The 24,216-nt window shown below is 37.9% G+C and carries 23 protein-coding genes; 14 read left to right on the top strand and 9 right to left on the bottom strand.

The window, feature by feature from the left end; genetic code table 11:
- The first annotated feature begins 86 nt into the window (after positions 1-86).
- The gene (locus ESZ48_RS13645) at positions 87-2,270 is read left to right on the top strand and encodes an ATP-binding protein (protein ID WP_223266456.1); all 2,184 of its coding nucleotides are present in this window, start codon (positions 87-89) and stop codon (positions 2,268-2,270) included.
- Here ESZ48_RS13645 and lpxK read toward each other — a convergent pair.
- Both lpxK and ESZ48_RS13635 read right to left on the bottom strand, forming a co-directional pair.
- Complete coding sequence (gene lpxK, locus ESZ48_RS13640) at positions 2,263-3,270, bottom strand: tetraacyldisaccharide 4'-kinase (protein WP_317127992.1); 1,008 nt, start codon at positions 3,268-3,270, stop codon at positions 2,263-2,265. The genes ESZ48_RS13645 and lpxK overlap by 8 nt on opposite strands.
- A 66-nt stretch (positions 3,271-3,336) precedes the next feature.
- Positions 3,337-3,858, bottom strand: a complete 522-nt coding sequence (locus tag ESZ48_RS13635) for an outer membrane protein assembly factor BamD (protein ID WP_129018059.1) — start codon at positions 3,856-3,858, stop codon at positions 3,337-3,339.
- 74 nt (positions 3,859-3,932) lie between these two features.
- Between ESZ48_RS13635 and ESZ48_RS13630 the strand changes: the two genes are divergently transcribed.
- The 3 genes from ESZ48_RS13630 to msrA all read left to right on the top strand — a co-directional run bounded on the left by ESZ48_RS13630 (position 3,933) and on the right by msrA (position 6,590).
- Positions 3,933-5,027, top strand: coding sequence for a Nif3-like dinuclear metal center hexameric protein (locus ESZ48_RS13630; RefSeq protein WP_129018058.1), 1,095 nt, complete (start codon positions 3,933-3,935; stop codon positions 5,025-5,027).
- A 3-nt stretch (positions 5,028-5,030) separates the two neighbouring features.
- Entirely contained in the window at positions 5,031-5,813 is a 783-nt protein-coding gene (locus ESZ48_RS13625; RefSeq protein ID WP_129018057.1) for a zinc ribbon domain-containing protein, read from the top strand.
- A 126-nt stretch (positions 5,814-5,939) separates the two neighbouring features.
- Positions 5,940-6,590: a peptide-methionine (S)-S-oxide reductase MsrA gene (gene msrA, locus ESZ48_RS13620; RefSeq protein WP_129018056.1), complete on the top strand. Its 651-nt coding sequence runs from the start codon at positions 5,940-5,942 to the stop codon at positions 6,588-6,590.
- A 28-nt stretch (positions 6,591-6,618) separates the two neighbouring features.
- Here msrA and ESZ48_RS13615 read toward each other — a convergent pair whose 3' ends face one another.
- Positions 6,619-7,422, bottom strand: coding sequence for a class I SAM-dependent methyltransferase (locus tag ESZ48_RS13615; RefSeq protein ID WP_129018055.1), 804 nt, complete (start codon positions 7,420-7,422; stop codon positions 6,619-6,621).
- A 70-nt stretch (positions 7,423-7,492) separates the two neighbouring features.
- Here ESZ48_RS13615 and ESZ48_RS13610 point away from each other — a divergent pair, with 70 nt between their 5' ends.
- From ESZ48_RS13610 to ESZ48_RS13565, 10 genes are all read left to right on the top strand, one after another.
- Complete coding sequence (locus ESZ48_RS13610; protein WP_129018054.1) at positions 7,493-8,158, top strand: hypothetical protein; 666 nt, start codon at positions 7,493-7,495, stop codon at positions 8,156-8,158.
- A 282-nt stretch (positions 8,159-8,440) separates the two neighbouring features.
- On the top strand, positions 8,441-9,709 hold the full coding sequence (gene kynU, locus ESZ48_RS13605; protein ID WP_129018053.1) for a kynureninase: 1,269 nt from the start codon (positions 8,441-8,443) through the stop codon (positions 9,707-9,709).
- A gap of 63 nt (positions 9,710-9,772) precedes the next feature.
- Positions 9,773-11,176, top strand: coding sequence for an FAD-dependent oxidoreductase (locus tag ESZ48_RS13600; protein WP_129018052.1), 1,404 nt, complete (start codon positions 9,773-9,775; stop codon positions 11,174-11,176).
- 92 nt (positions 11,177-11,268) lie between these two features.
- Complete coding sequence (locus ESZ48_RS13595) at positions 11,269-11,718, top strand: RidA family protein (protein WP_129018051.1); 450 nt, start codon at positions 11,269-11,271, stop codon at positions 11,716-11,718.
- A gap of 99 nt (positions 11,719-11,817) precedes the next feature.
- The gene (locus ESZ48_RS13590) at positions 11,818-13,296 is read left to right on the top strand and encodes an aldehyde dehydrogenase (protein ID WP_223266455.1); all 1,479 of its coding nucleotides are present in this window, start codon (positions 11,818-11,820) and stop codon (positions 13,294-13,296) included.
- Between the two features lie 178 nt (positions 13,297-13,474).
- Positions 13,475-14,257 carry an SDR family oxidoreductase gene (locus ESZ48_RS13585; RefSeq protein WP_129018050.1) on the top strand — a complete coding sequence of 261 codons (783 nt, stop codon included), beginning with the start codon at positions 13,475-13,477 and terminating at the stop codon, positions 14,255-14,257.
- A 330-nt stretch (positions 14,258-14,587) separates the two neighbouring features.
- Positions 14,588-15,118: a 3-hydroxyanthranilate 3,4-dioxygenase gene (locus tag ESZ48_RS13580; protein WP_129018049.1), complete on the top strand. Its 531-nt coding sequence runs from the start codon at positions 14,588-14,590 to the stop codon at positions 15,116-15,118.
- Positions 15,119-15,248: 130 nt separating this feature from the next.
- Positions 15,249-16,334: an amidohydrolase family protein gene (locus ESZ48_RS13575; RefSeq protein WP_129018048.1), complete on the top strand. Its 1,086-nt coding sequence runs from the start codon at positions 15,249-15,251 to the stop codon at positions 16,332-16,334.
- Between the two features lie 226 nt (positions 16,335-16,560).
- Positions 16,561-17,202 carry an O-methyltransferase gene (locus ESZ48_RS13570; RefSeq protein ID WP_129018047.1) on the top strand — a complete coding sequence of 214 codons (642 nt, stop codon included), beginning with the start codon at positions 16,561-16,563 and terminating at the stop codon, positions 17,200-17,202.
- 104 nt (positions 17,203-17,306) lie between these two features.
- Positions 17,307-18,413, top strand: a complete 1,107-nt coding sequence (locus tag ESZ48_RS13565) for a transporter substrate-binding domain-containing protein (RefSeq protein ID WP_129018046.1) — start codon at positions 17,307-17,309, stop codon at positions 18,411-18,413.
- 52 nt (positions 18,414-18,465) lie between these two features.
- On the opposite strand, the gene ESZ48_RS13560 is transcribed toward ESZ48_RS13565, so the two are convergent.
- The 6 genes from ESZ48_RS13560 to ESZ48_RS13535 all read right to left on the bottom strand — a co-directional run bounded on the left by ESZ48_RS13560 (position 18,466) and on the right by ESZ48_RS13535 (position 24,138).
- Positions 18,466-18,756 (bottom strand): Sec-independent protein translocase subunit TatA/TatB, encoded by a 291-nt coding sequence (locus ESZ48_RS13560; protein WP_129018045.1) that lies wholly within the window; start codon positions 18,754-18,756, stop codon positions 18,466-18,468.
- An 81-nt stretch (positions 18,757-18,837) separates the two neighbouring features.
- Positions 18,838-21,144 carry a M1 family metallopeptidase gene (locus ESZ48_RS13555; RefSeq protein WP_129018044.1) on the bottom strand — a complete coding sequence of 769 codons (2,307 nt, stop codon included), beginning with the start codon at positions 21,142-21,144 and terminating at the stop codon, positions 18,838-18,840.
- 61 nt (positions 21,145-21,205) lie between these two features.
- Complete coding sequence (locus tag ESZ48_RS13550) at positions 21,206-21,706, bottom strand: DUF6702 family protein (protein ID WP_129018043.1); 501 nt, start codon at positions 21,704-21,706, stop codon at positions 21,206-21,208.
- A 62-nt stretch (positions 21,707-21,768) separates the two neighbouring features.
- The gene (locus ESZ48_RS13545; RefSeq protein WP_129018042.1) at positions 21,769-22,539 is read right to left on the bottom strand and encodes a hypothetical protein; all 771 of its coding nucleotides are present in this window, start codon (positions 22,537-22,539) and stop codon (positions 21,769-21,771) included.
- Positions 22,536-23,339 carry a hypothetical protein gene (locus tag ESZ48_RS13540; protein ID WP_129018041.1) on the bottom strand — a complete coding sequence of 268 codons (804 nt, stop codon included), beginning with the start codon at positions 23,337-23,339 and terminating at the stop codon, positions 22,536-22,538. Before ESZ48_RS13540 ends, ESZ48_RS13545 begins: the two co-directional genes overlap by 4 nt.
- A complete protein-coding gene (locus ESZ48_RS13535; RefSeq protein WP_129018040.1) occupies positions 23,326-24,138 on the bottom strand; it encodes a carboxypeptidase-like regulatory domain-containing protein in 813 nt (270 codons plus the stop codon). The genes ESZ48_RS13540 and ESZ48_RS13535 overlap by 14 nt, the downstream gene beginning before the upstream one ends.
- Positions 24,139-24,216 lie beyond the last annotated feature (78 nt).

Raw genomic sequence — 24,216 nt, 5'->3', positions numbered from 1 at the left:
AATAAATAATTATATTTGTTTCCATAAAGTGACCAAAAATGTCCCAACCTAAATACCATATAGTTGCTTTTTTTGTTTTAATATCCATGACATTATTTGCACAAAATAATGCTACTGAAGATATTGACATTCTTAAGATGCGCGTTCAAAACTACATTACCCAATCTGGTTTTGAAACGGAGCGTGGCGATTACTATAACGCCAAAGAAAATCTCGAAAAAGCTTTAGCGATTGCCAAACAAATTGGCGATAAAAAAAGTGAAGGCAGCATCCATACCAAAATTGCAAAAGTTCAATTTATTGTTGAAGAGCCAGAAAATGCGTTGGTGTCCTTAACTAAGGCCGCTGAGCTGCAGAGAGAGACCAACGACTATACCAACTTGGCCATCACCTATAATGTACGTGGCATACTTCATACAAGTAAAAAGGAATATCCTATTGCACTGGATTACTTTAATTCTGCCAAAACCAGATTCGAAGAAGAAGGTCTAGAACGGCTCATTACTGATGTCAATTTAAATGAAGCCAAGGTTTATATTGAATTGGAAGATTATAAAACTGCCAAAGGAAAGCTTGAGAAAACCATCATATTGGCAAAAAAATATAACCAGGTCAATATTTTAAGCAGTGCCTACATTAACAGCGGAAAAGTACTTCATAAACTTGGAAATGAAGATTTAGCGCTTTCCATGGCCAATCAAGGATTGGAACTGGCAATAAAAAACAACATTCCCGAATACATTAATGATGGCTATTTGACGTTGAGCGATATCTATCAGGCAAATGAAGATTATAAACTTTCCAATCAATACTTAAGGAAACACATTCAGTTATCAGATTCATTATTAGATATCAAACGTGAAAATCTATCCCCTGAAAAAAAATCGCAGTTTATTACGGAATATAAAGATTCTGAGCGCAAGCAAATGGAAGTAAAGCTTGAAGAAGCCGATGCCTCAAATAATCTGACCAGAATTACAACCATCTTAAGTATCGCATTAATTACCATTCTATCGTTACTTACGTTATCGCTTTATAAAAACAACAACATTAGGCTTAAGACCAACAACATGCTCCATAAAAAGAATGATGAGCTTATTGTTGCAAAGGAAAAAGCGGAATTAGCCTCCAAAACAAAAGCCAACTTCTTATCAACGGTAACACACGAGCTCAGAACGCCGCTCTACGCCGTGACAGGCTTGACCAATATGCTTCTGGATGAGAAACCTAAACCAGATCAGTTGCCGCATTTAAAATCGCTAAAATTTTCTGGCGATTATTTATTGACGTTTATCAACGATATTCTACAGATCAATAAAATTGAAGCCAATAAAGTTGATTTGGATCCTGAGGTATTCAATTTACAGAAAAAGGTAGAAAATGTGGTTTCAGCGTTGAGCAATTCAGCCTTGGACAACAATGTCCAACTCCATTATGAATATGATGATAGTTTGCCTGTAACGTTTATAGCAGACCAATTGAAAATCTCACAAATTCTAATTAACCTCATCGGGAATGCGATTAAGTTTACTAAAGACGGTGATATTTGGGTGCGATTGAAAAAACACTCAAAGACAGACGATAACTATATCATAAGATTTGAAATTGAAGATAATGGCATCGGAATTACTAAAGAGAAACAAGAAAACATGTTTGAAAGTTTCTCTCAAGGTTCCATTCAAATCAACAGAAAATATGGAGGAACCGGACTTGGTCTCTCCATTGTAAAAGGACTTATTGAAATTTTAAAAGGAAAAATTTATTTAAAAAGTGAACTCGGAAAAGGATCAACCTTCATTTTTGAAATCCCTCTACTCTATGCACCTGAACCAGTAATTACTGCTAAACCTAAAACCCTTAACGAATTTAATACATTGGACTTGACAAATATCAAAATTTTGGTTGTTGAAGACAACAAGATCAACCAAATGATAACCCGTAAGATTTTAAACAAGATGAACCTTTATTGTGATGTTGTCGATAATGGTGAAGATGCGGTGGATCGCGTTCAACAAGAACAATATGATGTTGTTTTGATGGACATCCACATGCCTGGGATAAGCGGAATTGAAGCTACAAAAATCATTAGAACCTTTGATAAGGAACTCACTATTTTTGCGCTTACAGCCGTTACTATAGAAGATAAAATGCACGAATTTGATGAGGCTGGATTTGACGATATCATCTCAAAACCATTTAAGCAGGAAGATTTCGAGAAGAAACTTTACAACGTGCTAAAATCAAACCAAAAATCAACAACGTCTATTTAATAAAATTACTTATCAAAGTATCAAATTGTGCTTGCCTATCCATTCTTATTTCAATAGGCAGATAATATAGGCTACCGCTTTCATTAAAATGAGGTTGCAAACGCACCATGTCCTTTTCGGTGGTGACGAGTAATGGTTTTTGTTTTAAAATCGCAATATCAGTCTCATTAAAATCATGGTGGTCTTTGAACTTTAAATGTTCAAATTGTAATCCTAACGATTTTAAATGATCCACCAAAGGCTTCGGATTGGCAATCCCGGTGACTAAAGTAAATGGCCGATTTTCAAGGGTTTCCAAGTCCAACTGGTTTCCATTATTTCTTACGGATTTAGCATAGGCAATCCGCCCAAAAAACACCTCTTGATGTGCTAAAGGATTTATGTCATTCGTAATTTGCTGCTTTCTTTCTTCAGATAAATTTTCAGGACATTTGGTCACTACAATAATGTCGGCACGTTTTGCTCCTTGTCTCGGTTCCCTTAAATTCCCTGTGGGCAACAGGATATCCTCTGTATAAAGATCATCAAAAGCGGTCAGTAAAATATTAAACCCAGCCTTGACCTTTCGGTGTTGGAACGCATCATCAAGCAAAATAATTTCAGGAGGATTTGGTACATCGGTCAGCTGAGAAATACCATGAACTCTATCCGAATCAACGCTTACAATGATATTGTCAAATTTCTGATAAAACTGAAACGGCTCATCCCCAATAGAACTTGCAGATGCGTTTTCATCGGCTATCACAAAACCTTCGGTTTGTCTTTTATAACCTCTACTGAGTGTCGCAAGGTGGTATTCAGATTTCAACAATCGGATTAAATATTCAATCATCGGTGACTTTCCTGTGCCTCCAACACTCAAATTTCCAACGCAGATCACAGGAAAAGTATAAGATGTGGATTTCTTGATTCCAAAATCATATAATATATTTCTCAGCCAGGTTACCAAGTAGTAAACGGGAACAACGGGCAAAAGCAAATACCTTAGAAATTTCATCATAATTATATCGCTGATAGGAGAAAGCACGGGCAATTGTTGCCTTCAAAGAAAAGTCCGTCCGCCATTTTACCGTTCAATTCGCTTATTTTCGGGCATATTCACAATTCCGCAGCCGTCCACCATTATATGACCGTCCACATCAACCACTTGCATAGCTACTTTAAAGTCTTCCCAATCTATCCCTTTAACAATGACATAGCCGGTTTGGGGATTAAATTCATGAAGCTCAAAGCCATTAGGAGGATAATCTTGTGCATCAAACAGAGGATCTGCCAACAACCCAATTCTAGGATTTTCTTCCCAAGCCAAAATAACTATGTTCTCTAATTCTGATTTCAATTTATCGGTAGCAAGCGATGAATTTCTCGCAAATTCAAGAATTTCAAGTTGATCGATACTTTCAATATAAGAGTTGATAAAATCGAGTGCTGCTTGATAATTTTCATCTTCAGATGATGCTTCACTCTCTAAAGGTTCATATAAATCGGTATTTGGAAGTTCCAACTCCGACGCTTCAGAAGGGTTTTTCTTTGTAGATTGACAGCCCACTAAACTTATAGTGAAAATGAGCATAAGTATATATTTCATATTATTCAAAGGACTTGTTTACAACGAAAATATAATATTTTATCTTTGCAAGTAACCTAAAAGCTAAAAAACATATGATAATCCAAGATGTCATCACTCATCTCGAAGAATTGGCACCTTTAGCTTACGCCGAAGATTTTGATAATGTTGGTCTATTGGTTGGTGATAAAAACGCGCCCCTTACAGGAGTTTTGATAACCTTAGATACTTTAGAAAGTGTTGTAGATGAAGCCATCACCAATAACTGCAACTTGATTGTCAGTTTCCATCCTATCATTTTTAAAGGATTGAAAAAACTCAATGGTGCCAATTATGTAGAGCGTGTGGTTTTAAAAGCCATCAAACATGATATTGCCATTTTCGCCATTCATACGGCCTTGGATAATTCCTTACAAGGTGTCAATGACATTATATGCAACACTTTGGGCATCGAAAATAAAAAAATTCTGCTGCCGCAACAAGGCACCATTAAAAAACTGACCACTTACGTGCCACAAAAGGATGCCGATGCCTTACGACTAGCTTTATTTCAATCTGGTGCCGGCACCATCGGTAACTATGAAAATTGCAGTTTCAATACCCAAGGCACCGGTACTTTTAAAGGCAATGAAGCTTCCGATCCAACCGTTGGGCAACGCGGTGAATATCGCCAAGAAGAAGAAACCCAAATTTCAGTCACCTTTCAGAAGCATTTGGAACGCCCAATTCTCAACGCGCTTTTTAAAAACCATCCTTATGAAGAGGTGGCGTTTGAAATTACCACCTTAGACAATTACAATCAGCATATTGGCATGGGAATGGTTGGTGAACTTCCAAATGAGATGAAAACAGACGATTTTTTACAGTTTGTAAAGCAAAAAATGAATGTTTCTTGTATCAGACATTCAAAATTAACTAAAGAAAAAGTGAAGCGCATTGCAGTCCTTGGTGGCTCTGGTAGTTTTGCCATTGGCGCAGCGAAGGCTGCAAAAGCTGACGTTTTTATCACTGCAGATTTGAAATATCATGATTTTTTCTCAGCAGAAGATCTAATTATTTTAGCAGATATTGGTCATTATGAAAGCGAACAGTTCACAAAAACCTTTTTAGCTAACTATCTCTCAAAAAAAATTACTAATTTTGCAGTCGTTTTATCGAAGATAAACACCAATCCTGTAAAGTATTTATAAATTATGGCAAAAAAAGCTGAACTTTCTGTTGAAGACCGATTAAGAGCGTTGTATGACTTGCAACTCATTGATTCAAGAGTCGACGAAATCAGAAATATTAGAGGTGAACTTCCTTTAGAAGTAAGAGATTTAGAAGATGAAGTTGAAGGACTTAATACTAGACTTGAAAAATTAAACGGTGGTCTTACCCTGATTGATGACGACATCAAATCAAAAAAAAATCTGATTGAAGAGGCAAAGGCCCTGATCAAAAAATACGCTGAACAGCAAAAGAATGTTAGAAATAACAGAGAGTTCAATTCAATAACCAAAGAAATCGAATATCAAGATTTAGAAATTGAATTGGCTGAAAAGCACATTAAAGAATTTAGAGCTCAAATTGACCAGAAAAAAGAAGTTGTCACTGAAACCAAAGAACGTTTGAAAGAGCGTCAGGCACATTTAAAACACAAAAAAGGTGAGTTAAATGCAATTTTGGCTGAAACTGAAAAAGAAGAAGCGGCACTGATTAAAAAATCACAAGAATATCAAGAAACCATTGATAAACGCTTGGTGAGTGCTTACCAAAGAATTAGAGCAAACGTGAAAAACGGATTAGCGGTTGTTGCTATTGAAAGAGGTGCTTCTGGCGGATCTTTCTTCACCATTCCACCACAAGTGCAAGTAGAGATTGCTTCGCGTAAGAAAGTCATTACAGACGAGCACAGTGGTCGTATTTTGGTTGATGCACAGTTAGCCGAAGAGCAAAAAGCAAAAATGGAGAAAATGTTTGCTAAATTAAGCTAAACATAACGTCATTGATATAATTATAAAGCCTTTACATGTTGTGAAGGCTTTTTATTTTAACACAAGTTTCTTATTTTACATTTTAAGTTTTTATTGGATCCAACGACTACTTACAAAATCAAACTTATGAAATCTCTTATTTTATCCTTATCGCTTATCGTTTTATTTAGTTGTCAAAATAAAGCGCAAAGCAATCCCAAACAGCAAGCCGTTAAAATGGCAAAACCGATTGAAGTCCCACTGAAAGATGGAAAAGCAAAAGCTTATTTTGCCAGTGGCTGTTTCTGGTGTGTAGAAAATATTTATGAGCATGTTAAAGGCGTTGACCAAGTGATTAGCGGTTATGCTGGCGGGCACACCAAAAATCCAACTTACGAATCCAGCAATACAGGCAAAACAGGTCATGCAGAAGCCGTGGAAGTTATTTATGATCCAAATGTTGTAAGTTTTGCAACTCTGGTAGATGTGTATTTCGGTTCCCAAAACCCAACACAAGTCAATGGGCAAGGTGGCGATAGAGGCTCACAATACCGTTCCATCATTTTCTATCAGAATGATGCGCAGAAAAAGATTATTGAAGAAAAGAAATCGGCGTTGGCAAAAAAACTCGATGCAACCATTGCTGCGGAAGTCTATCCGTTTCAAAAATTTTGGATTGCCGAAGATTACCATCAGGATTATGAGAAAAAAAATCCACAAAACCCTTATATCCAAAATGTATCCATCCCAAGATACGAGCGTTTTAAAGCGAAGTTTCCTGAGTTGATAAAAGATTAAAAATTACAACCAAACCTGATAGGTTTTTTCAATTAATCTTAGTCGCTTTCAATGTATAAATCAATGGATAAAGTCGATCCTGAGTGGCAAACATTCCTGATGTGGTTTTTATTAAATCTGGCAAAACGTTGTACGGACTTTCATCATGTTCTTTCAAGTAGTTAATATGCAGTCCAGCTTCGCATAGAGCCGAAACCACTTCACCCAAGCCATGATTCCATCCATATTCTTTACTGATCATTTTTGAATTGGTATCGGCATACGTGCCTTCATATTCCTCATAAATGACTTCGTCCTGCATATAGCCATATGTCATTTTGGGCTTGCCTTCCAAATAATCAAACATCCAAACAATAGGATGAAATTCTGCCATAAAAAAAGTACCACCTTTCCTTAAACGCTCTGCTATCATCTGTCCCCAAGGTTTTAAATCGGGCAGCCAACCTATGACGCCATAACTGGTGAAAACAATATCAAAAGTTTCAGAAATCACATCCGAAGTCTCAAGGACATTACAACAAACAAATTTGGCATCCAACTTCAATTCATCGTTTAATTGCTGAGCCAATGCAATCCCTTCATCACTAATATCAACACCTACGCATTGCGCTCCCATCCTACTCCAACTCAAAGTGTCCTGACCAAAATGACATTGCAAATGCAACAGACTTTTTCCATTTACATTGCCGAGAGCTGCTAATTCATAAGGCATCAGCGACGATTTTCCGTTTTTGAAAGCGTTCAAATCATACATCTCACTTACAGCATGAGCCTTGACCTTGTTGTTCCACGTCGCTTTGTTTATTTCAAAATAGCGGTCATTTCGATCCATAATTTCTGATTTAGAATCTAAAATAAAAACTTCTGAAGCATTCTTGCGTATCTTTATAAAAAGAATTAAAATGAAAAAAACACTAATAATTGCCGCTGTATTCGCATTTATGTTTTCCTGTAAGCAAAAAGAAGAAAAAAAAGCAATCGAAAAAAACTTGTCTACAGCCGAAAAAATAGCGAATGCCAATGGTTTTGAAAACTGGAAAAATGTCTCCGAATTGCAATTTACGTTCAATGTAGATAAAGACACCACGCATTTTGAACGCTCTTGGACCTGGCATCCCAAAACAGAGGATGTCATGATGGTTTCAGGAAAAGACACTGTGACCTACAATCGCAAAGCTGTGGATAGTCTTTCGATGAGTGCGGATAAGGCGTTTATTAACGATAAATATTGGCTCTTAGCACCTTTTCAATTGATATGGGATACTTCTGCCACGATTTCTGAAACGTCAGTAGTTGAGTCTCCTATCAACAAAGCACAACTAAATAAAATTACAATTACCTATCCGAATGAGGGCGGATATACCCCAGGAGATGCTTATGATCTTTATTATGGTGATGATTTCCTGATCAAGGAATGGATCTATAGAAAGGGAAACTCAAAAGAACCTTCCATGATGACAAGCTGGGAAGGTTATGAGGATTTCAACGGCATTAAAATTGCAAAAACCCATAAACGACCAAACGAGAATTGGAGGCTCCATTTTACCAATATCAAAGTGGTCAAATGAACATTTGTTAAATGATTATTAAAACCAACCCTACCATCATCCAAACTCTTGCTATAGGACGTATATAAGATATATCGAAAGAATATTCCGCAGTATGCGTCTCTATATATTCAAAGAGCTTCCACTACAAAAGTTGAAGCTCTTTTTTTTTATTGAAACTATTTTAGCCTAATGGGAAAAATTTTGGCGAAATGTTCAATCGCTCAACAAACTCTCTCTTTTCTGCCCTTCATCCTAAACTTATAATTCTTATTTTTGTGTGAAACCGAAAATCAATTCACCTTGTCAAACTATCAATTAGGATCCGAATACGCAAAACAACAAGACCAAAATGATGCTTTGGCATCTTACAGAAATCGTTTCCATATTCCAAAAGACAAACACGGTAAGGAGGTAATTTACATGACCGGAAACTCTCTGGGACTTCAGCCAAGAGCTACAAAAGACTATATCTCTCAGGAATTGGAGGACTGGGCCAATTTAGGCGTTACCGGCCATACGCATGCTAAACATCCTTGGTTACATTACCACGAATTCTTGACAGAAAACATGGCCAAAGTAGTAGGTGCGAAACCCATTGAAGTGGTGGTCATGAATACCTTGACCGCCAATCTCCATTTGATGATGGTCTCCTTTTATAAACCAACTCCAAAACGCTATAAGATCCTAATTGAGGCCGACGCATTTCCTTCCGACAAATACGCCGTAGAATCGCAATTACGCCATCATGGTTTTGATCCAAAGGATGGATTGGTTCTATGGAAAGCCAGAAAGGGTGAAGAATTGGCAAATTATGACGATCTAGAAACAATTCTGGAGGCACAAGGGAATGAGATTGCTTTGGTGATGATTGGCGGCGTCAATTATTACACAGGTCAGTTTTTCGACTTCAAACGCATCACCCAACTTGGGCATAAGTACGGATGCATGGTTGGTTTTGACTGTGCCCATGGTGCCGGAAATGTTAAACTAGACCTTCACGATTCTGGAGCCGATTTTGCAGTTTGGTGCACCTATAAATACTTGAATTCAGGACCCGGAAGTTTAGGAGGTTGTTTTGTACATGAACGCCATGCCCACAATATAGATCTCAATCGGTTTGCAGGCTGGTGGAGCCATAATAAAGAAACGCGTTTTAAAATGCGTGATGAATTTGACCAGCTTCCTGGTGCTGAAGGCTGGCAATTGAGTAATCCGCCAATTTTATCCATGGCTGCAATTAGAGCGTCCTTGGATATGTTTGCTGAAGTGGGTATGGAAAAACTGACCAAAAAATCAAAACATCTTACAGGATATTTTGAGTTTTTGATCAACGAACTCAATAATAAGAGCATCAAAATCATCACCCCGTCAAATCTGGAAGAACGGGGATGCCAACTCTCCATTCAAGTGAAAAATGCTGATAAAAAATTACACCATCAGTTAACAGAAGCCGGCTTGATCAGTGATTGGCGGGAACCTGATGTCATACGCTGTGCACCCGTGCCGTTGTATAATTCGTATCAGGATGTTTATGAATTGGTGGAGAAGTTAGAAGAGATATTAACCTAACCTGCAAGGTTTCTAAAACCTTGTAGGTTTAATAATAAGATTCCCGCCTTCGCGGGAAATGTTATGAAAGAACAACAAAACATACTCATCATTGGCGCAGGTCTTTGTGGCAGCTTACTCGCTTTACGCATGGCACAGCGCGGTTATAATGTCTCGCTCTACGAAATGCGCGCAGATTTAAGAACAGCAAATATCAGCGTAGGACGCTCCATCAATTTAGCGCTTTCTGACCGAGGCATTAAAGCCATGGAACTCGTTGGGATTGAAGATAAGGTCAAAGAGTTATGCATTCCAATGAATGGCCGTATGTTACATGATATTGAAGGTAATATGGTCATGGCACCTTACAGCGGACGAGAACATGAATATATCAACTCCATCTCTCGTGGTCTTCTAAATGGTTTGTTGTTGGATGAAGCTGAAAAGCACAACAACGTCAAAATTTATTTCAACAAAAAATGTAAATCTGTTGATTTCGAAAAAACGACGGCTTTATTTAAAGATTATGAAACCAATAACGAATTTGTAGAGGATGCTGATGTCATTATTGCCACCGATGGAGCGGGATCGGCCTTGAGAAAAAGTTATTTTTTAGGTAAAAAGTTTCTATTTAGCTTCTCGCAGGATTGGCTGTCACATGGCTATAAGGAATTAAGTTTTCTCCCTACAGAAAATGGCGGGTTCAAAACCTATAAAAATGCTTTACATATTTGGGGACGTGATAGTTTTATGCTGATTGCCCTACCAAATTTGGACGGCAGTTTTACAGTCACCTTATTTTTAAGTTATGAGGATGGCGAATACAATTTCGGCAATTTGACTACAGAAGAAAAAGTGATTGAATTTTTCCAAAAGTATTTCAAAGACGCTTTAGAATTGATGCCTAACCTCATAGAAGATTTCTTTACTAATCCTACATCACCATTAGGAACTGTAAAGTGTTCGCCTTGGCATTATAAGGGCAACACCCTTTTAATGGGAGACGCTGCACACGCCATCGTACCATTTTATGGACAAGGGATGAACGCCTCTTTTGAAGATGTAACCGTATTTGACAAAGTTTTGGATGAAGGCCATCAAGATTGGGAGACCATATTCAAAACCTATGAAAAGAACCGTAAAAGAGACACAGATGCCATTGCAGATTTAGCAATCGACAATTTCCATGAAATGAAAGGGCATGTCAACAATGCCATTTTCCGCGAAAAGCGGAATTTGGAAATGGCCTTGGAAAAGAACTTTCCAAATGACTATTCTTCAAAATATTCATTAGTTACCTTTAACGAGGATATTAGTTATCATGAAGCGATGTTGAGAGGCCGCGCTCAGGACAAAGCTATTTTGAATATGTTGGCGGATAAGAAAATCGACCTCAACGACGATTTAAAAACGAATTTAGAAAAAGTAAAAGCCGCCACAGAAGACATATTGGATAACGACAGGGTGGCGAAGGATTTTAAGCATTAGACAATAACCTGCAAGGTTTTAAAAACCTTGTAGGTTTGGATTGTAACCTGACAGGTTTTTAAAACCTGTCAGGTTTAATAAAAGATAAATTTATGAGTAAAGAAAACAATGAGGTTCCTGCCTTCGCAGGAACAGGGGTAAAACCAAGAGGCACCTATCCCCTTACCAGACGTGCAGGCGATTTTATATATGTTTCAGGAACCAGCTCAAGACGTGCTGACAATTCAATTGCCGGCGTAGACATCCTTGACACTATGGGCACTAAACATTTAAATGCCGAAGTCCAAACCCGTGAAGTGATTAAAAATATTGAAAAAAATCTCGCAAAGGAAGGTGCTACCCTTAAAGACGTGGTGGATGTGACCTCATTTTTGGTAAATATGAATGATTTTGCGGGCTACAATAAAGCGTACGCAGAATTCTTTGACCAAGAAACTGGACCAACAAGAACCACTGTCGCCGTGCATCAATTGCCAAATCCTGATTTGGTTGTAGAGATTAAGGTCGTAGCATTCCTGCGGAAGCAGGAATCTCATGATTAAAAGTTCATCTTTTGAAGTAAAAGACTAATCAAAACTCTCAGCTATTAATAAGCTGAGAGGTTAAGGGAGCGGAAACACTCCTAAAATATTCGTGAATTCGTGGCAAACAGAGAGAAACAAGAGGAGATTCCTGCCTTCGCAGGAATCAGGAACTATATCAACGGAGAATATATCAATCCAATTCAAAACAATTGGATAGATAATTATTGTCCAGCCAATGGAGAAGTATACGGACAAATTCCAAACTCTTCCAAAGACGATGTAGAAAAGGCCTATCTCGCTGCAAAAACGGCGTTCACAAGTTGGTCGCAAACCACTTTGGAAGAACGCAGTCGAATTCTCATTAGAATTTCAGAATTATTGGAAGCCAATTTACAAGGTTTTGCTGAAGCTGAAAGTAAAGACAATGGCAAACCAATTGCTTTGGCAAAACAAGTTGACATTCCAAGAGCAGCCAGTAATTTTCGTTTTTTCGGAAATGCCATTACCCAATTTGCCAGTGAAAGCCACGAAAGTGTTGGACAAGATGCCATTAACTTTACGTTACGCCAACCTATTGGCGTGGTGGGTTGTATTTCGCCATGGAACCTTCCACTCTACCTATTTACTTGGAAAATTGCTCCAGCCATTGCGGCTGGAAACTGTGTAGTTGCCAAACCAAGTGAAATCACACCAATGACCGCTTATTTGCTAGGTGAAATTTGTACCGAAGCAGGATTGCCAAAAGGCGTTCTGAATATCGTTCATGGATTGGGCACAACGGCAGGACAAGCCATAATTGAACATCCAGATATCAAAGCGATTAGTTTTACCGGAGGCACAGCAACAGGTGCTCATATTGCAAAAATAGCAGCACCCATGTTTAAAAAACTGTCTCTGGAATTAGGCGGTAAAAATCCAAACATCATTTTTGCCGATTGCGATTATGACGAGATGTTGGAAACGACGGTCCGCTCTTCGTTTGCAAATCAAGGTCAAATTTGTTTGTGTGGGAGCAGGATTTTTGTGGAAAATTCGATTTATGAAAAGTTCAAAAAAGATTTCGTCGCTAAAGTAAAAGACCTTAAAGTTGGACATCCATCAGAAACATCAACCAATATTGGCGCTTTGGTTTCAAAATCACATCTGGAAAAAGTGATGGATTATATCGAAATTGCCAAAACAGAAAAAGGAACCGTTATTTGTGGCGGTAATAAAGTGCATTTGAAAGATTATGAAAACGGCTATTATTTGGAGCCAACCGTCATTGAAGTGACATCGAACGACTGCCGAGCAAATCAAGAGGAAATCTTCGGACCGGTGGTGACCATCATGCCTTTTGAAAGTGAAGATGACGTTTTGGAAATGGCCAACAAAGTAAAATACGGCTTATCAGCAACACTTTGGACCAACGATTTAAAACGCACCATGCGCATGAGCAGCCAACTGCAGGCAGGCATTGTTTGGGTAAATACCTGGATGATGCGCGATTTACGGACACCTTTTGGCGGCGTAAAAGCTTCTGGCGTTGGACGTGAGGGCGGATTTGAAGCGCTACGTTTTTTTACGGAAGCTAAGAATGTTTGTATAAAATATTGATCCCCAATTCCTGCGTAGGCAGGAATCTCGTGATGAAAAAGAAAGTTTATAACTCAGATAACTATCTTACTTTTCTTCATTGCAAAACAGATTGCGTTTATAAAGGATTTTGATATTAGTAAAATAGAAACCAAAATATATTAACCTTAAAAAGATCCCTGCCTTCGCAGGGAATAATATGGATTTAAAACTAAACAACAAATACGCAATAGTTTGCGGAAGTACAGCAGGAATAGGAAAAGCAACAGCCATATCATTGGCTTCAGAAGGTGCTACCGTCACTTTGGTAGCGCGAAATGAAGAGAAACTGAAACAGGTCATTGCTGAATTACCTAATTCAAATACCCACAGTTATATTGTAGCCGATTTTTCGAATCCTGAAGAATTGCAACACAAAGTTTTTGAGTTTATCAAAAAAAATCATGGCTTCCATATTTTGGTAAACAATACAGGCGGACCGGCAGCTGGCCCAGTTTTTTCCGCGAAACTTGACGAGTTTGATAAGGCTTTCACGCAGCATTTAAAGTGCAACCATGTTTTGGCGCAAACTGTCGTTCCATTTATGAAGGATGAAGGTTATGGACGCATCATCAATATTATTTCCACATCTGTAAAGCAACCTTTGGATGGACTTGGCGTGAGCAATACCATTCGTGGTGCGGTAGGCAATTGGAGTAAAACATTGGCAAATGAATTGGGTCAATTTGGAATTACGGTCAACAACGTGCTTCCGGGAGCAACAGCAACAGACCGATTGGCGGAAATTATTAAAGATAAATCGGTTAAAACGGGGCATAGCGAAGAAGAATCTGCAAATGCGATGAAAAGTTCTGTTCCTGCAAAACGTTTTGCAAAACCTGAAGAACTTGCTTACGCCGTAACTTTTCTGGCAAGTGAATGTGCCAGTTACATCAATGGGATCAATCTGCCTGTCGATGGTGGACGAACAAAATCTTTGTAATCCCACCCTAACCCTCCCGAAGGGAGGGAACTGTTGCGCAGAGCTATATTTTAAGGTTTTTGGAAATTAGACCTCACAGGTTTTGAAAACCTGTGAGGTCTTCGTAAATGAAATAACTTTTTTGTCTTGTGAATGCGTCAAATCTATATAAATGAAAGAATTTGCCCCAAGAACAAAGACTAAAGACTAAACGCTTTTTGTTCTGTGGTTTTATACTTAATTTTAAAAGCACAATCTCGCGTTAAGGATGGAGGCATTGTTGGAGCTCCTCGAAGAGAGCGACTGCCGAGAGCCTGACCTGAAAGGGAACGCCCAAAAAACTAAAAAAAGATGAACTTAGTATCTCCCATAAATTTCAAGGAATGGATTGAAGAAAATCGTCATTTATTAAAACCTCCTGTAGGAAATAAAGTGGTTTGGAAAGACGGCGATTTCATCGTGATGGTGGTTGGCGGTCCCAACACTCGGAAAGATTACCACTACAACGAAACTCCTGAATTTTTCTATCAGGTTGAAGGTGATATCGTCTTAAAAATCATCGATAATGGCACCCCAAAAGACGTGCATATCAAAGAAGGTGATATTTATTTACTGCCTCCAAAAGTGCCGCATTCCCCACAAAGGGGTGCAAATACCGTAGGTTTGGTAATCGAATACAAACGTCCAGAAGGGATGCGTGATGCCCTGCTTTGGTTTTGCGAAAATTGTACTACCAAACTTTATGAGGAGGATTTTACGGTTGAAAATATTGAAACAGATATGCCAAAGATTTTTGATAAATATTACAACGACCAAGACAAACGAAAATGCCCTAATTGTGGAGAATTGATGGAGCCGCCTAAAAAGGTAAAAATCGATTAAATACAATTTCCCTCCCAATATTATCGGGGTTTGAGGGAAGGTGCTATCATCTCAAATAAGTGGGATGAAAACAGAAGATTTTAAATTATAAATAAGTAAAAAACTCCTCCCATTTTGTTGGGAGATAAACATGACAAAACGCAAACTTCGTATCAACGGTCACTCGCATCTTCTTCCTTACCCAGAGGAAATTCCGCAATTCATGAAGGACAAAGAAATCTTTTGGGTTGATAAGGATCGGAAATTCATGCTTCAAAAAGATTGGAGCCGTCCAGTAACGGATTCGAGTTTCTTTTTGGACGATAAATTACTGTGGATGGAACGTTTTAAAATTGACCATGCGGTTGTTTTAAATCTTTCTCAATTGTACGGCAATGGCTTGCGTGTAGAAGAAATGAAGCAGGCCTTACGTTTTCAAAATGATTTTAACGCAAAAATCCAAAGGGAAAATCCGAGTAAATTTACTTGCGGATTTGTAGTCCACCCAGGATTTGTTAGAGGAGCTTGCTGGGAAATTGAGCGTTGTGTAGAAGAATTGGGCATGCAATTATTGTGCTTGCCAACCCATTATATGGACACCATTGGGACGTGGCGGTGTATTTTTGATGAAGAAAATGAGCCCATTTTTGAAATGGCAAACAAATACAATTTGGCAGTTGAAATCCATCCCTATGATGGTGAAAAATTCATCAAATTAGAAAATACGTCATGGCGTTTCCACTTGATATGGATGTTGGCGCAATGTGCTGATGCCTATCATTTTTTGACTTTAAATGGCTATCAAGAGAAATATCCAAATATGCGCACCTGTTTTGCCCATGGTGGACAACTGGCACAAATCAACTTAGGACGACGTATTCAGGGTTTTGATGGCAGACCAGATCTATTCGAAGGAAAAACTCATCCTAGAAGAGCGGTTGGTCATAAAAACATTTTCTTTGACACTTTGGTGCACGATACCGGAGGTTTGCAATTATTAATCAAAAACCAAGGTTCAAAACAAGTTCTTATGGGCTTGGATGATCCTTATCCTTTGGGAGAAATGGAAAGTGCACAACAATCATCCTACCCTGGAAAAATTTTAGATTTGGCAGTAAAACGTGAAATTATTACCGAAGAAGAACGCGATGCCATTTGGGAAGATAATGTGATTAGGTGGCTGTGTGGTGATGATGAGGCTGCCAAACAAAAACTTATCAATAGAATATTGAGCTAATTGCAATCGGCTATTGGTTGTTGCTTTGGGTCGTTTTGAAACTAAAGCATTTCGATGGATTTGTAAATACTCGTCCATCCCGGCCAAATGAACGGGCAGTTTCGTTTCAAAAAAGACTAACCTACTCCTATTTTATCCTAATATTTAGGTGAGCCAAAAAGCTTAATTTGAAAACATCCACTTGACAATTAAAAAGTCGACCATAAAATCGATTAAAGAGAAAATTATGCATTTTATATCAGATCAATTAGAGAATTATATTGAAAGCCATTCTGAAAACGAACCAGAATTATTACAACAACTTTCTAGAGAAACGCATCAAAAAATATTACAACCGCGAATGCTCAGCGGTCACTACCAAGGCCGCGTCTTAAGTATGATCTCGAAATTAATGAATCCCAAAAAAATATTGGAAATTGGCACCTACACGGGCTATTCTGCTTTATGTTTGGCAGAAGGCCTTCAAAAAAATGGCGAACTTCATACCATTGACATTAATGAAGAATTGGTGGATTTTCAGCGCAGATATTTTGATGCATCCAATTTCGGAAATCAAATCCATCAGCATCTAGGGAATGCTTTAGACATCGTTCCGCAACTAAAAACGAATTTTGATATCGTCTTTATAGATGCGGATAAAGAAAACTACAGCAATTACTTTCATCTCATTATTGACAAGCTTAACCCTGGAGGCATCATTCTTTCCGATAATGTCCTCTGGAGTGGAAAAGTGCTCGAGCCTTTAAAAAAAGATGATATTTCAACGGAAGCTATTGTTGCCTATAACAACCTACTTAAAGCTGATGATCGTGTTGAAACCCTGCTACTTCCCATTCGTGATGGTCTGACGATAAGCAGAAAAAAATAAAAACATTTACCACAAATCTTTACTAAATCAGGTGAATAAAACTTGTGAGAAAATAAAATTTGTAGTATTATATCGCTAGAGATAAAGCTTCCAAAATACATTTTATGAGATTAAAAGCCATTGCGACATCATGCTTCCTTTTTTGTTTTACTTACTTATTTTCTATCGCCGCACTTCATGCCCAAGAAGCAAAAGAGGAGCCTTCCAACGCCGAAAAACTAGTTGTAGGAGTTGCTGGCAATGAACCGTTCGTGTTTTCAAAAAATTCATCAACCAAAGGCATTGCCATAGAAATATGGGAAGACATGGCTAAAAAGAAGTCTTGGGATTATACCTATAAAACTTCTGATAACGTGGAAGATGCCTTATACGCATTAAACAAAGGTGAATTGGATGTTGTGGTTGGTCCTATCAGCATCACTTCGCAACGTCTTGAATATATGCGTTTTTCGCAACCTTTCTATAATTCAAGTTTGGCAATTGTCTCTCGCGTAGACGAACTCACGCTTTGGCAAAAAGTCAAGCCTCTTTTTAGCATTAAATTATTATTTGCCGTTGGGATCTTCCTGATTATTTTAGCAATTGTTGGCGCCTTATTGTGGTTGGCAGAGCGAAAAAAATCACCAGAACAGTTTCCCTCAAAAATTGCAGATGGTATTGGAACAGGTATGTGGCTCGCCATTGTAACGATGAGTACGACCGGATATGGAGATAAAGCGCCCATTACGTTATGGGGACGGATTATTGCGGGAAGTTGGATGATCATTTCCATTATTTTCGCAACGTCAATGGTGGCTGGTATTGCTAGCACACTTACTTTATCATCGCTCGGAACCTCTACATACGCCAATATTGAACAGTTGTCTGGACGAAAGGTTGCAACTATTGCTGCATCGCCTTCTGAGACGTTCCTGAAAGAATATAAAGCGAAAATCACCGGCGTTGATAACCTCATGGAAGCCATGTCAAAATTGAAAAACAAAGAGGTGGATGCTGTGGTCTATGACCGTCCGCAACTATTATATTATATGAAAAACCATAAGGATGAGGACCTTTTTATTGCCAAAGCTGAATATTTTAAGCAAGGTTATGGATTTGCTTTTCCAGAAGATTCAAAACTCATTTATGAGGTCAACAGAACCCTATTGGAACATGCTGAAAGTCTGGAAACTTTAGACATTGTCCTTCATTATTTAGATAAGGACGAATAAGATATCGATAAAAAAGATCTTTATCGGAAACAAAGACAAGCGGTTGATTGTTTTATAATTTGCGTTTCACCGAACCAATGGTCTCTTCCAACTCATCTTTCACCTTTTGAACTTCATCAGTAAAAGCCTTGGTGTGCTCCGTAGTATTGATACCATTCTTTTCTGCAGTTTTGGTAATCTCAGATTTGAGATCATTGGTGGCGTCTCTAAGGGTGCGCATGCCTTTGCCCATCCCGCGTGCAATGTCAGGTATTTTATCTGCACCAAAAACCATCACAACTATAAATAGTATAAACATGACCTCTGTGGTGCCAATGAATAAGAATGTAGAATGTAGTATCACATTGCAAATATAGTGAGATGTTTTGAATCCAATAAAAAAGCCGACTGTTAAATTAATCGGCTCTTGTTAAAGTTCTTTATGTTAGTCTTGAACTTTATTCTTAAAAGCATCAAATTGGCTTTGTTCCATCTTTTTAGGCCAAGAATTGTTTGAAGTATCAATGTCTGCTGTTTCTTTATTTGGGTCCACAACGATAGAGCTGATCTCCTTTTGAGAAGGAATTGCCTTGTTGACTTGACGGTCATTTAATCTCCAGATTTCTGCAGGATAGGTTACTGTTTCAGAGGTTCCATCCACATAATTATATTGCACAATAATAGGCATGACCAATCCTCCCGGCTTTTCAAAAGTAACATTATAAAAATATTTTGGCGTGATCATATTTTCACGTTCAGTTTCCGTGAAATTATCCATCAGATATTCTTTCAATGTTGGAATATCCTCCGCTTGAATGCCATTTCTAATCGTTTCTGTAAGTTCATCAGTACCGTCTTCAACCATAAATACCATTGGTGAAAGATTATTAATATCCAAACCTCTTCGTGCAGCAACATCCTTCATATATTGGTTAGGCTCTGCAGATACATAAAACTTTGTAACCTCTTTAATTCCGATATCCACCCAATCCGTCGTATAAAACCACCCTCTCCAAAACCAATCCAAATCAAAAGCTGAAGCATCTTCCATAGTTCTGAAAAAATCTTCAGGTGTAGGGTGCTTAAACATCCAACGACGTGCGTATTCCTTAAAGGCATAATCAAACAGTTCACGACTCATAACGGTTTCTCTTAAAATATTAAGCGCTGTTGCAGGTTTTCCGTAGGCGTTATTCCCAAATTGGTAGGTATTCAATCCTTTACTCATGATGGGCGCAATATAATCTTGATTGCCTTCCATATAAGGAATGATGTTTTCGGCTGGTCCACGACGCGACGGAAATTTTTTATCATTTGGCGATAAAGCTTCTGGATAGGCTTCACCAAAATCCTGTTCGGCGACATATTGTAAAAAAGTATTCAAACCTTCGTCCATCCAGGTCCATTGGCGTTCATCACTATTGACAATCATCGGAAAAAAATTATGGCCAACCTCATGAACAATCACACCCATCATACCGTATTTTACCCGATCACTATACGTTCCATCTTTTTCTGGACGTCCATAATTCCAGCAAATCATTGGATATTCCATTCCTTGCCGATCGGCATGTACAGAAATAGCCTTGTGGTATGGATAATCAAAGGTCATCTTTGAATACGATTTTAAGGTGCTTGCCACAACTTTGGTCGACCATTCTTCCCAAAGCGGATTGCCTTCTTTTGGATATAAAGACACCGCCATAACCTCTTTGTTGCCAACTTTAACAGCCATCATATCCCAAATAAATTTACGAGAGGTTGCAAAACCAAAATCACGTACATTTTCAGCGTATAATTTCCATGTTTTCTTCGCTTTCGAAAAACTTTTCTCTGCCTTTTCCGCTTCTGCTTGCGTCACAATAAGAACAGGTTTGTCAAAGGATTTCTTAGCCTTTTCATAGCGTTGCATCATCTCTTTTGAAAACACCTCCTTTCTGTTCATCAATTTTCCGGTGGCATCTAAAATGTGATCCGCAGGAACGGTAATGTTCACTTCAAAATTCCCAAACGGCAAAGCAAATTCATCACGTCCCCAAAACTGGGAATGTTGCCAACCTTCAACATCATTATAAACCGCCATACGCGGATGAAACTGTGCAATGACATAGGCTCTATTGCCATCTTCTGGAAAGTATTCATATCCAGAACGCGCACCGTCTTTAATGTGATCATTGATATTGTACCACCACTTGATACCAAAAGAGAATTTTTCTCCTGATTTTAAAGGTTGCGGGAGTTCCACGCGCATCATGGTTTGATTGATCGTATATGGTAATGGTTTTCCGCTGCTATCTTTTACTTCCAAAATATTGAATCCGCCATCAAAACTTTCAGTGAGATAATCTGATGCAAACTGCGACGTTGCTGTGGCTTTGGCTACGCCCCTACTTTCAATTAAAGGCGATTTTGAATCTTTTGCACGTACATTTTGGTCGAGTTGCAACCAAAGATAAGTCAACACATCTGGGGAATTGTTGGTATAAGTAACGACCTCATCTCCAGAAATTTTCGCGTTCTCATCATCCAACTCAATATTTATCTTATAATCTGCTTGCTGCTGATAATAGGCAACGCCAGGTGCACCAGAAGCCGATCGATACATATTAGGCGTAGAAAACTCATTGTATAACTGCCTGAATTTATTGGTATTGACATGACCGGGTTTACGATCTTGTTTGGTGTCATTTTGAGCGAGAGCACCAACAGAGATGGTCATGAGCGCAAAACCTAATAGTTTGAGTATTTTCATGGAAAACAGTTATTTGTCTAGAGATTCTATTTATTAATAAGGCATTATCAGCAGGAAAAAATTAAAGCTTCAATAGTGCTTTATCCGACTGATTGATCAAAATAAAACTTTTATTTTGATCTTTTATTTTGAGTTTTACAATATTCTGTTGGTCGTCAAAACTCTCAAACAATACTTTATTTGAGATTTCAAAACTCTTGATGTCCTTGACGTCAGCTATTTCTAAATAACAGAATACAATATCATTGTCATATTCTTTTCCGATGAATTTATAGTCAACGAACTTTCCATTGATTTGGATGGAAATTTTATCTTTTAAATAACGCTGCAAATAGTCTTCTACTTCCTTCGCTTCATTTTCCGGAGCTAAAGTCAAGTGTTTGTTATAGCGCTGACGGAGTGCATTCTCCAAATCGTCAATAAAGATTCTAGTAATTATCTGCACGGACGTTTTCTCTTTCACATACACAACTTCAGTAACGCTCACATAAAATTTATGCACATTTACCGAAAGCAATAGTGGAAAAACAAGCCCTAAAACAAAAATTTTAATGGTTTTCATAGTGAATTTGAAATACAAAAATACAGTTTTGTGGTTTGCAAAAAACAATCGAAAAGATATTTCTATTCTTTTTGTGTTTGTAGAATAGCGTCAAAAGCTTCCAATTTAGCTTCCAAGAATTCGAAAACTGCCAAATCATTTTTTATTTTACATAGATTTTCAAACTCGGGATCATCTTGGCAATAGAAGAAGAATTCTGCTTTTTGGCCGTCTTCCAAGTCATAATTACTAAATAAATCTTCAGAAAAATCAGATCTCATTTTTTCGAGACAATTATTTAATTTCTCGAATTTCACATGTTGTTTTAAGAGCTTTGTCCGTCCTGTAATGGCATTAATGATTGGAAAAATGGGGATGAGACCTCCTCCTGAGGTTGCTTCATACAAGCGTCTTTCAGTTTGAGTCCTCAATTTCCCGGTATATCCTGGAATGCCCAAGTCATAAAAATCAAGATCACGTTTTAAATCGGCATTCGCGATATCGGACATCAAATCGCCCGTAAGCACTTTCCCGACGACAACCTCATCCAAGGCATTGACCAACTCTTCTAAATATACGGTGAATTCTTTAGCGGCGATGATGAATTTGGTAACGACAATCTCTTTGGGTTGATAGGAAATGCCAGAAAAAAGTATGGTATCGTTCAATTTCGCCTCTACAACAAATTCGCCATTACTATTGGAAATCGTGAATCTACTAGCAGTTTTATTGATAATATGGATGCCATCCACCTCATGGGGTGCACTAATTTTCCCTTTGATTTCCACAGATTGCGAATGCGCATTTTTCACAAAAAACAATCCTAGAATGCTAAAAAATAGTTGACTTCTCACTCTTGGATGGTTGATTGCAGAATGGATTTGAAGCTCACCAGTTTTTCTTTCAGAAACTCGAGCGTTTTAAAATCGTCGTTAATGATGCATAGATTATCAAATTGATCATCATCGGCACAGAAGTAGAAAAATTCATTTCTATAAGATTCTTCCAGCGAATGTGCCGTAAATAAAATTTGAGAAAGATTTGATTTGGTCCTATCGATGCATTTATCCTTATTTTCAAGATGGATCCTATGTTTTAATAACTTGGTTCTTCCAGAAATGGCATTCAAGATAGGGTCTACATCAAGAGAACCACCTAATAAACTTAGCAAATGAATAGGTTTGAAGTCTCCTGCAGTATACAATCGTCTCTCACTTTGTGTTTTAGGCTTCCCGGCATATCCTGGAATTCCCAAATCGAAAAAATTGATAGTGCGCTCAATTCCTGAATTAGCTAAGTCTGAACTCAAATCGCCCGTCAATATCTTTCCCACCACCACTTCATCCAAAGCATTTACTTTTTCAGTGAGGTAAATAATCAAAGATTTTGACTTGATCATATCTTGACCCACCACTACTTTTTTCAATAGGTACGATACGCCGGAAAATGCTAAGGTATCATTCAGTTTAACTGTGATGGAAAATTCGCCTTGTCTGTTAGAAATTGTAAAGGTGCTGGACGTGTTATTGAGAATATGAATACCTTCCACATCGTCATTAGCAATAATTCTGCCTTTGATGTCAACGGTTTGCCCCATCATAAAGTGAATTCCAAAGACCATAAAAAAAGGAAGGACACAATTACTTTTTCCCACCTTCTTTGGCTAAAAATTCTTTACTTTTAATACTGATAAATTCTAAAAACTCGAATTCCTTTCCTGAATTTAAGAGTGAATAATCCACCCCTTGGTCTTCTACGTAATCCACAAAATCATTCACTTTATTTTCCGGAATATTAAAATTCTCCACTAAAAACTTAGTACTATAGAGGTCAGTAAAGGCTTTATTAGAATCTTCCGGCCCCATGACTTCGATATCTTTATTCTTTTTAGAATTGAAAATTGGTCTTAAGAACAAATCCACAATCCCGATGACATTTAAACCATAAGGAATATTATTTCCTGTTCCCGGCATGGCAACGTTGACAACTTTTGATCTGTAATCTTCGGGAAATTCATATTCATTCATATTTGCCACACCAAAATAAATAGCGTCTAAATCCGGATTAAAGGTTTTGACACTTTCAATATCCACAAGTAAATTTCCTGAAAGGTCATAAGGCAGAATGACTACCTCATCCAATTTATTGATTTGTTCGACCAAAAACACGGTCATTTTTTTCGTCTTAATGATGTTTTCATCAATGGTCACTGTAAAGTCCTGAAACTGTAGCGCCCTAAACTCAATTATATCATTCAATGCCACACTTACCGTAAACAGACCATTTTCGTCTGTCAGAACGCCTTTTTTAGCGGAGGTATTATAAACCGTGATCCCCTCCAAATCATCACTGTTCACCACAATTTTTCCTGAAATTTCCACGCGCTTGATATTTTGCGCAGTCAAAAAGAAGAAAGGTGAAAGGAGAAATAGATAAAGTAAAGCTGTTTTCATAAGATTGGATTTTTAGTTAGACCGATAAAGAAAGCATGAACTCTCTTAATTAAACTCTAAAGCCTGTTTAAACTTTTG

It is taken from the genome of Gelidibacter gilvus (assembly GCF_004115975.1).
In the GTDB taxonomy this organism is placed as follows: Bacteria; Bacteroidota; Bacteroidia; order Flavobacteriales; family Flavobacteriaceae; genus Gelidibacter; species Gelidibacter gilvus.
The sequence above is the reverse complement of the archived record's forward strand: the minus strand, read 5'-3'. Positions and strand labels throughout refer to the sequence as shown.

Excerpts from the sequence above, each read along its gene's own strand:
- ESZ48_RS13645 (WP_223266456.1), top strand. The coding sequence starts at position 87 with ATGACATTATTTGCACAAAATAATGCTACTGAAGATATTGACATTCTT.
- lpxK (WP_317127992.1), bottom strand. The coding sequence starts at position 3,270 with ATGATGAAATTTCTAAGGTATTTGCTTTTGCCCGTTGTTCCCGTTTAC.
- ESZ48_RS13635 (WP_129018059.1), bottom strand. The coding sequence starts at position 3,858 with ATGAAATATATACTTATGCTCATTTTCACTATAAGTTTAGTGGGCTGT.
- ESZ48_RS13630 (WP_129018058.1), top strand. The coding sequence starts at position 3,933 with ATGATAATCCAAGATGTCATCACTCATCTCGAAGAATTGGCACCTTTA.
- ESZ48_RS13625 (WP_129018057.1), top strand. The coding sequence starts at position 5,031 with ATGGCAAAAAAAGCTGAACTTTCTGTTGAAGACCGATTAAGAGCGTTG.
- msrA (WP_129018056.1), top strand. The coding sequence starts at position 5,940 with ATGAAATCTCTTATTTTATCCTTATCGCTTATCGTTTTATTTAGTTGT.
- ESZ48_RS13615 (WP_129018055.1), bottom strand. The coding sequence starts at position 7,422 with ATGGATCGAAATGACCGCTATTTTGAAATAAACAAAGCGACGTGGAAC.
- ESZ48_RS13610 (WP_129018054.1), top strand. The coding sequence starts at position 7,493 with ATGAAAAAAACACTAATAATTGCCGCTGTATTCGCATTTATGTTTTCC.
- ESZ48_RS13600 (WP_129018052.1), top strand. The coding sequence starts at position 9,773 with ATGAAAGAACAACAAAACATACTCATCATTGGCGCAGGTCTTTGTGGC.
- ESZ48_RS13595 (WP_129018051.1), top strand. The coding sequence starts at position 11,269 with ATGAGTAAAGAAAACAATGAGGTTCCTGCCTTCGCAGGAACAGGGGTA.
- ESZ48_RS13585 (WP_129018050.1), top strand. The coding sequence starts at position 13,475 with ATGGATTTAAAACTAAACAACAAATACGCAATAGTTTGCGGAAGTACA.
- ESZ48_RS13580 (WP_129018049.1), top strand. The coding sequence starts at position 14,588 with ATGAACTTAGTATCTCCCATAAATTTCAAGGAATGGATTGAAGAAAAT.
- ESZ48_RS13575 (WP_129018048.1), top strand. The coding sequence starts at position 15,249 with ATGACAAAACGCAAACTTCGTATCAACGGTCACTCGCATCTTCTTCCT.
- ESZ48_RS13570 (WP_129018047.1), top strand. The coding sequence starts at position 16,561 with ATGCATTTTATATCAGATCAATTAGAGAATTATATTGAAAGCCATTCT.
- ESZ48_RS13565 (WP_129018046.1), top strand. The coding sequence starts at position 17,307 with ATGAGATTAAAAGCCATTGCGACATCATGCTTCCTTTTTTGTTTTACT.
- ESZ48_RS13555 (WP_129018044.1), bottom strand. The coding sequence starts at position 21,144 with ATGAAAATACTCAAACTATTAGGTTTTGCGCTCATGACCATCTCTGTT.
- ESZ48_RS13550 (WP_129018043.1), bottom strand. The coding sequence starts at position 21,706 with ATGAAAACCATTAAAATTTTTGTTTTAGGGCTTGTTTTTCCACTATTG.
- ESZ48_RS13535 (WP_129018040.1), bottom strand. The coding sequence starts at position 24,138 with ATGAAAACAGCTTTACTTTATCTATTTCTCCTTTCACCTTTCTTCTTT.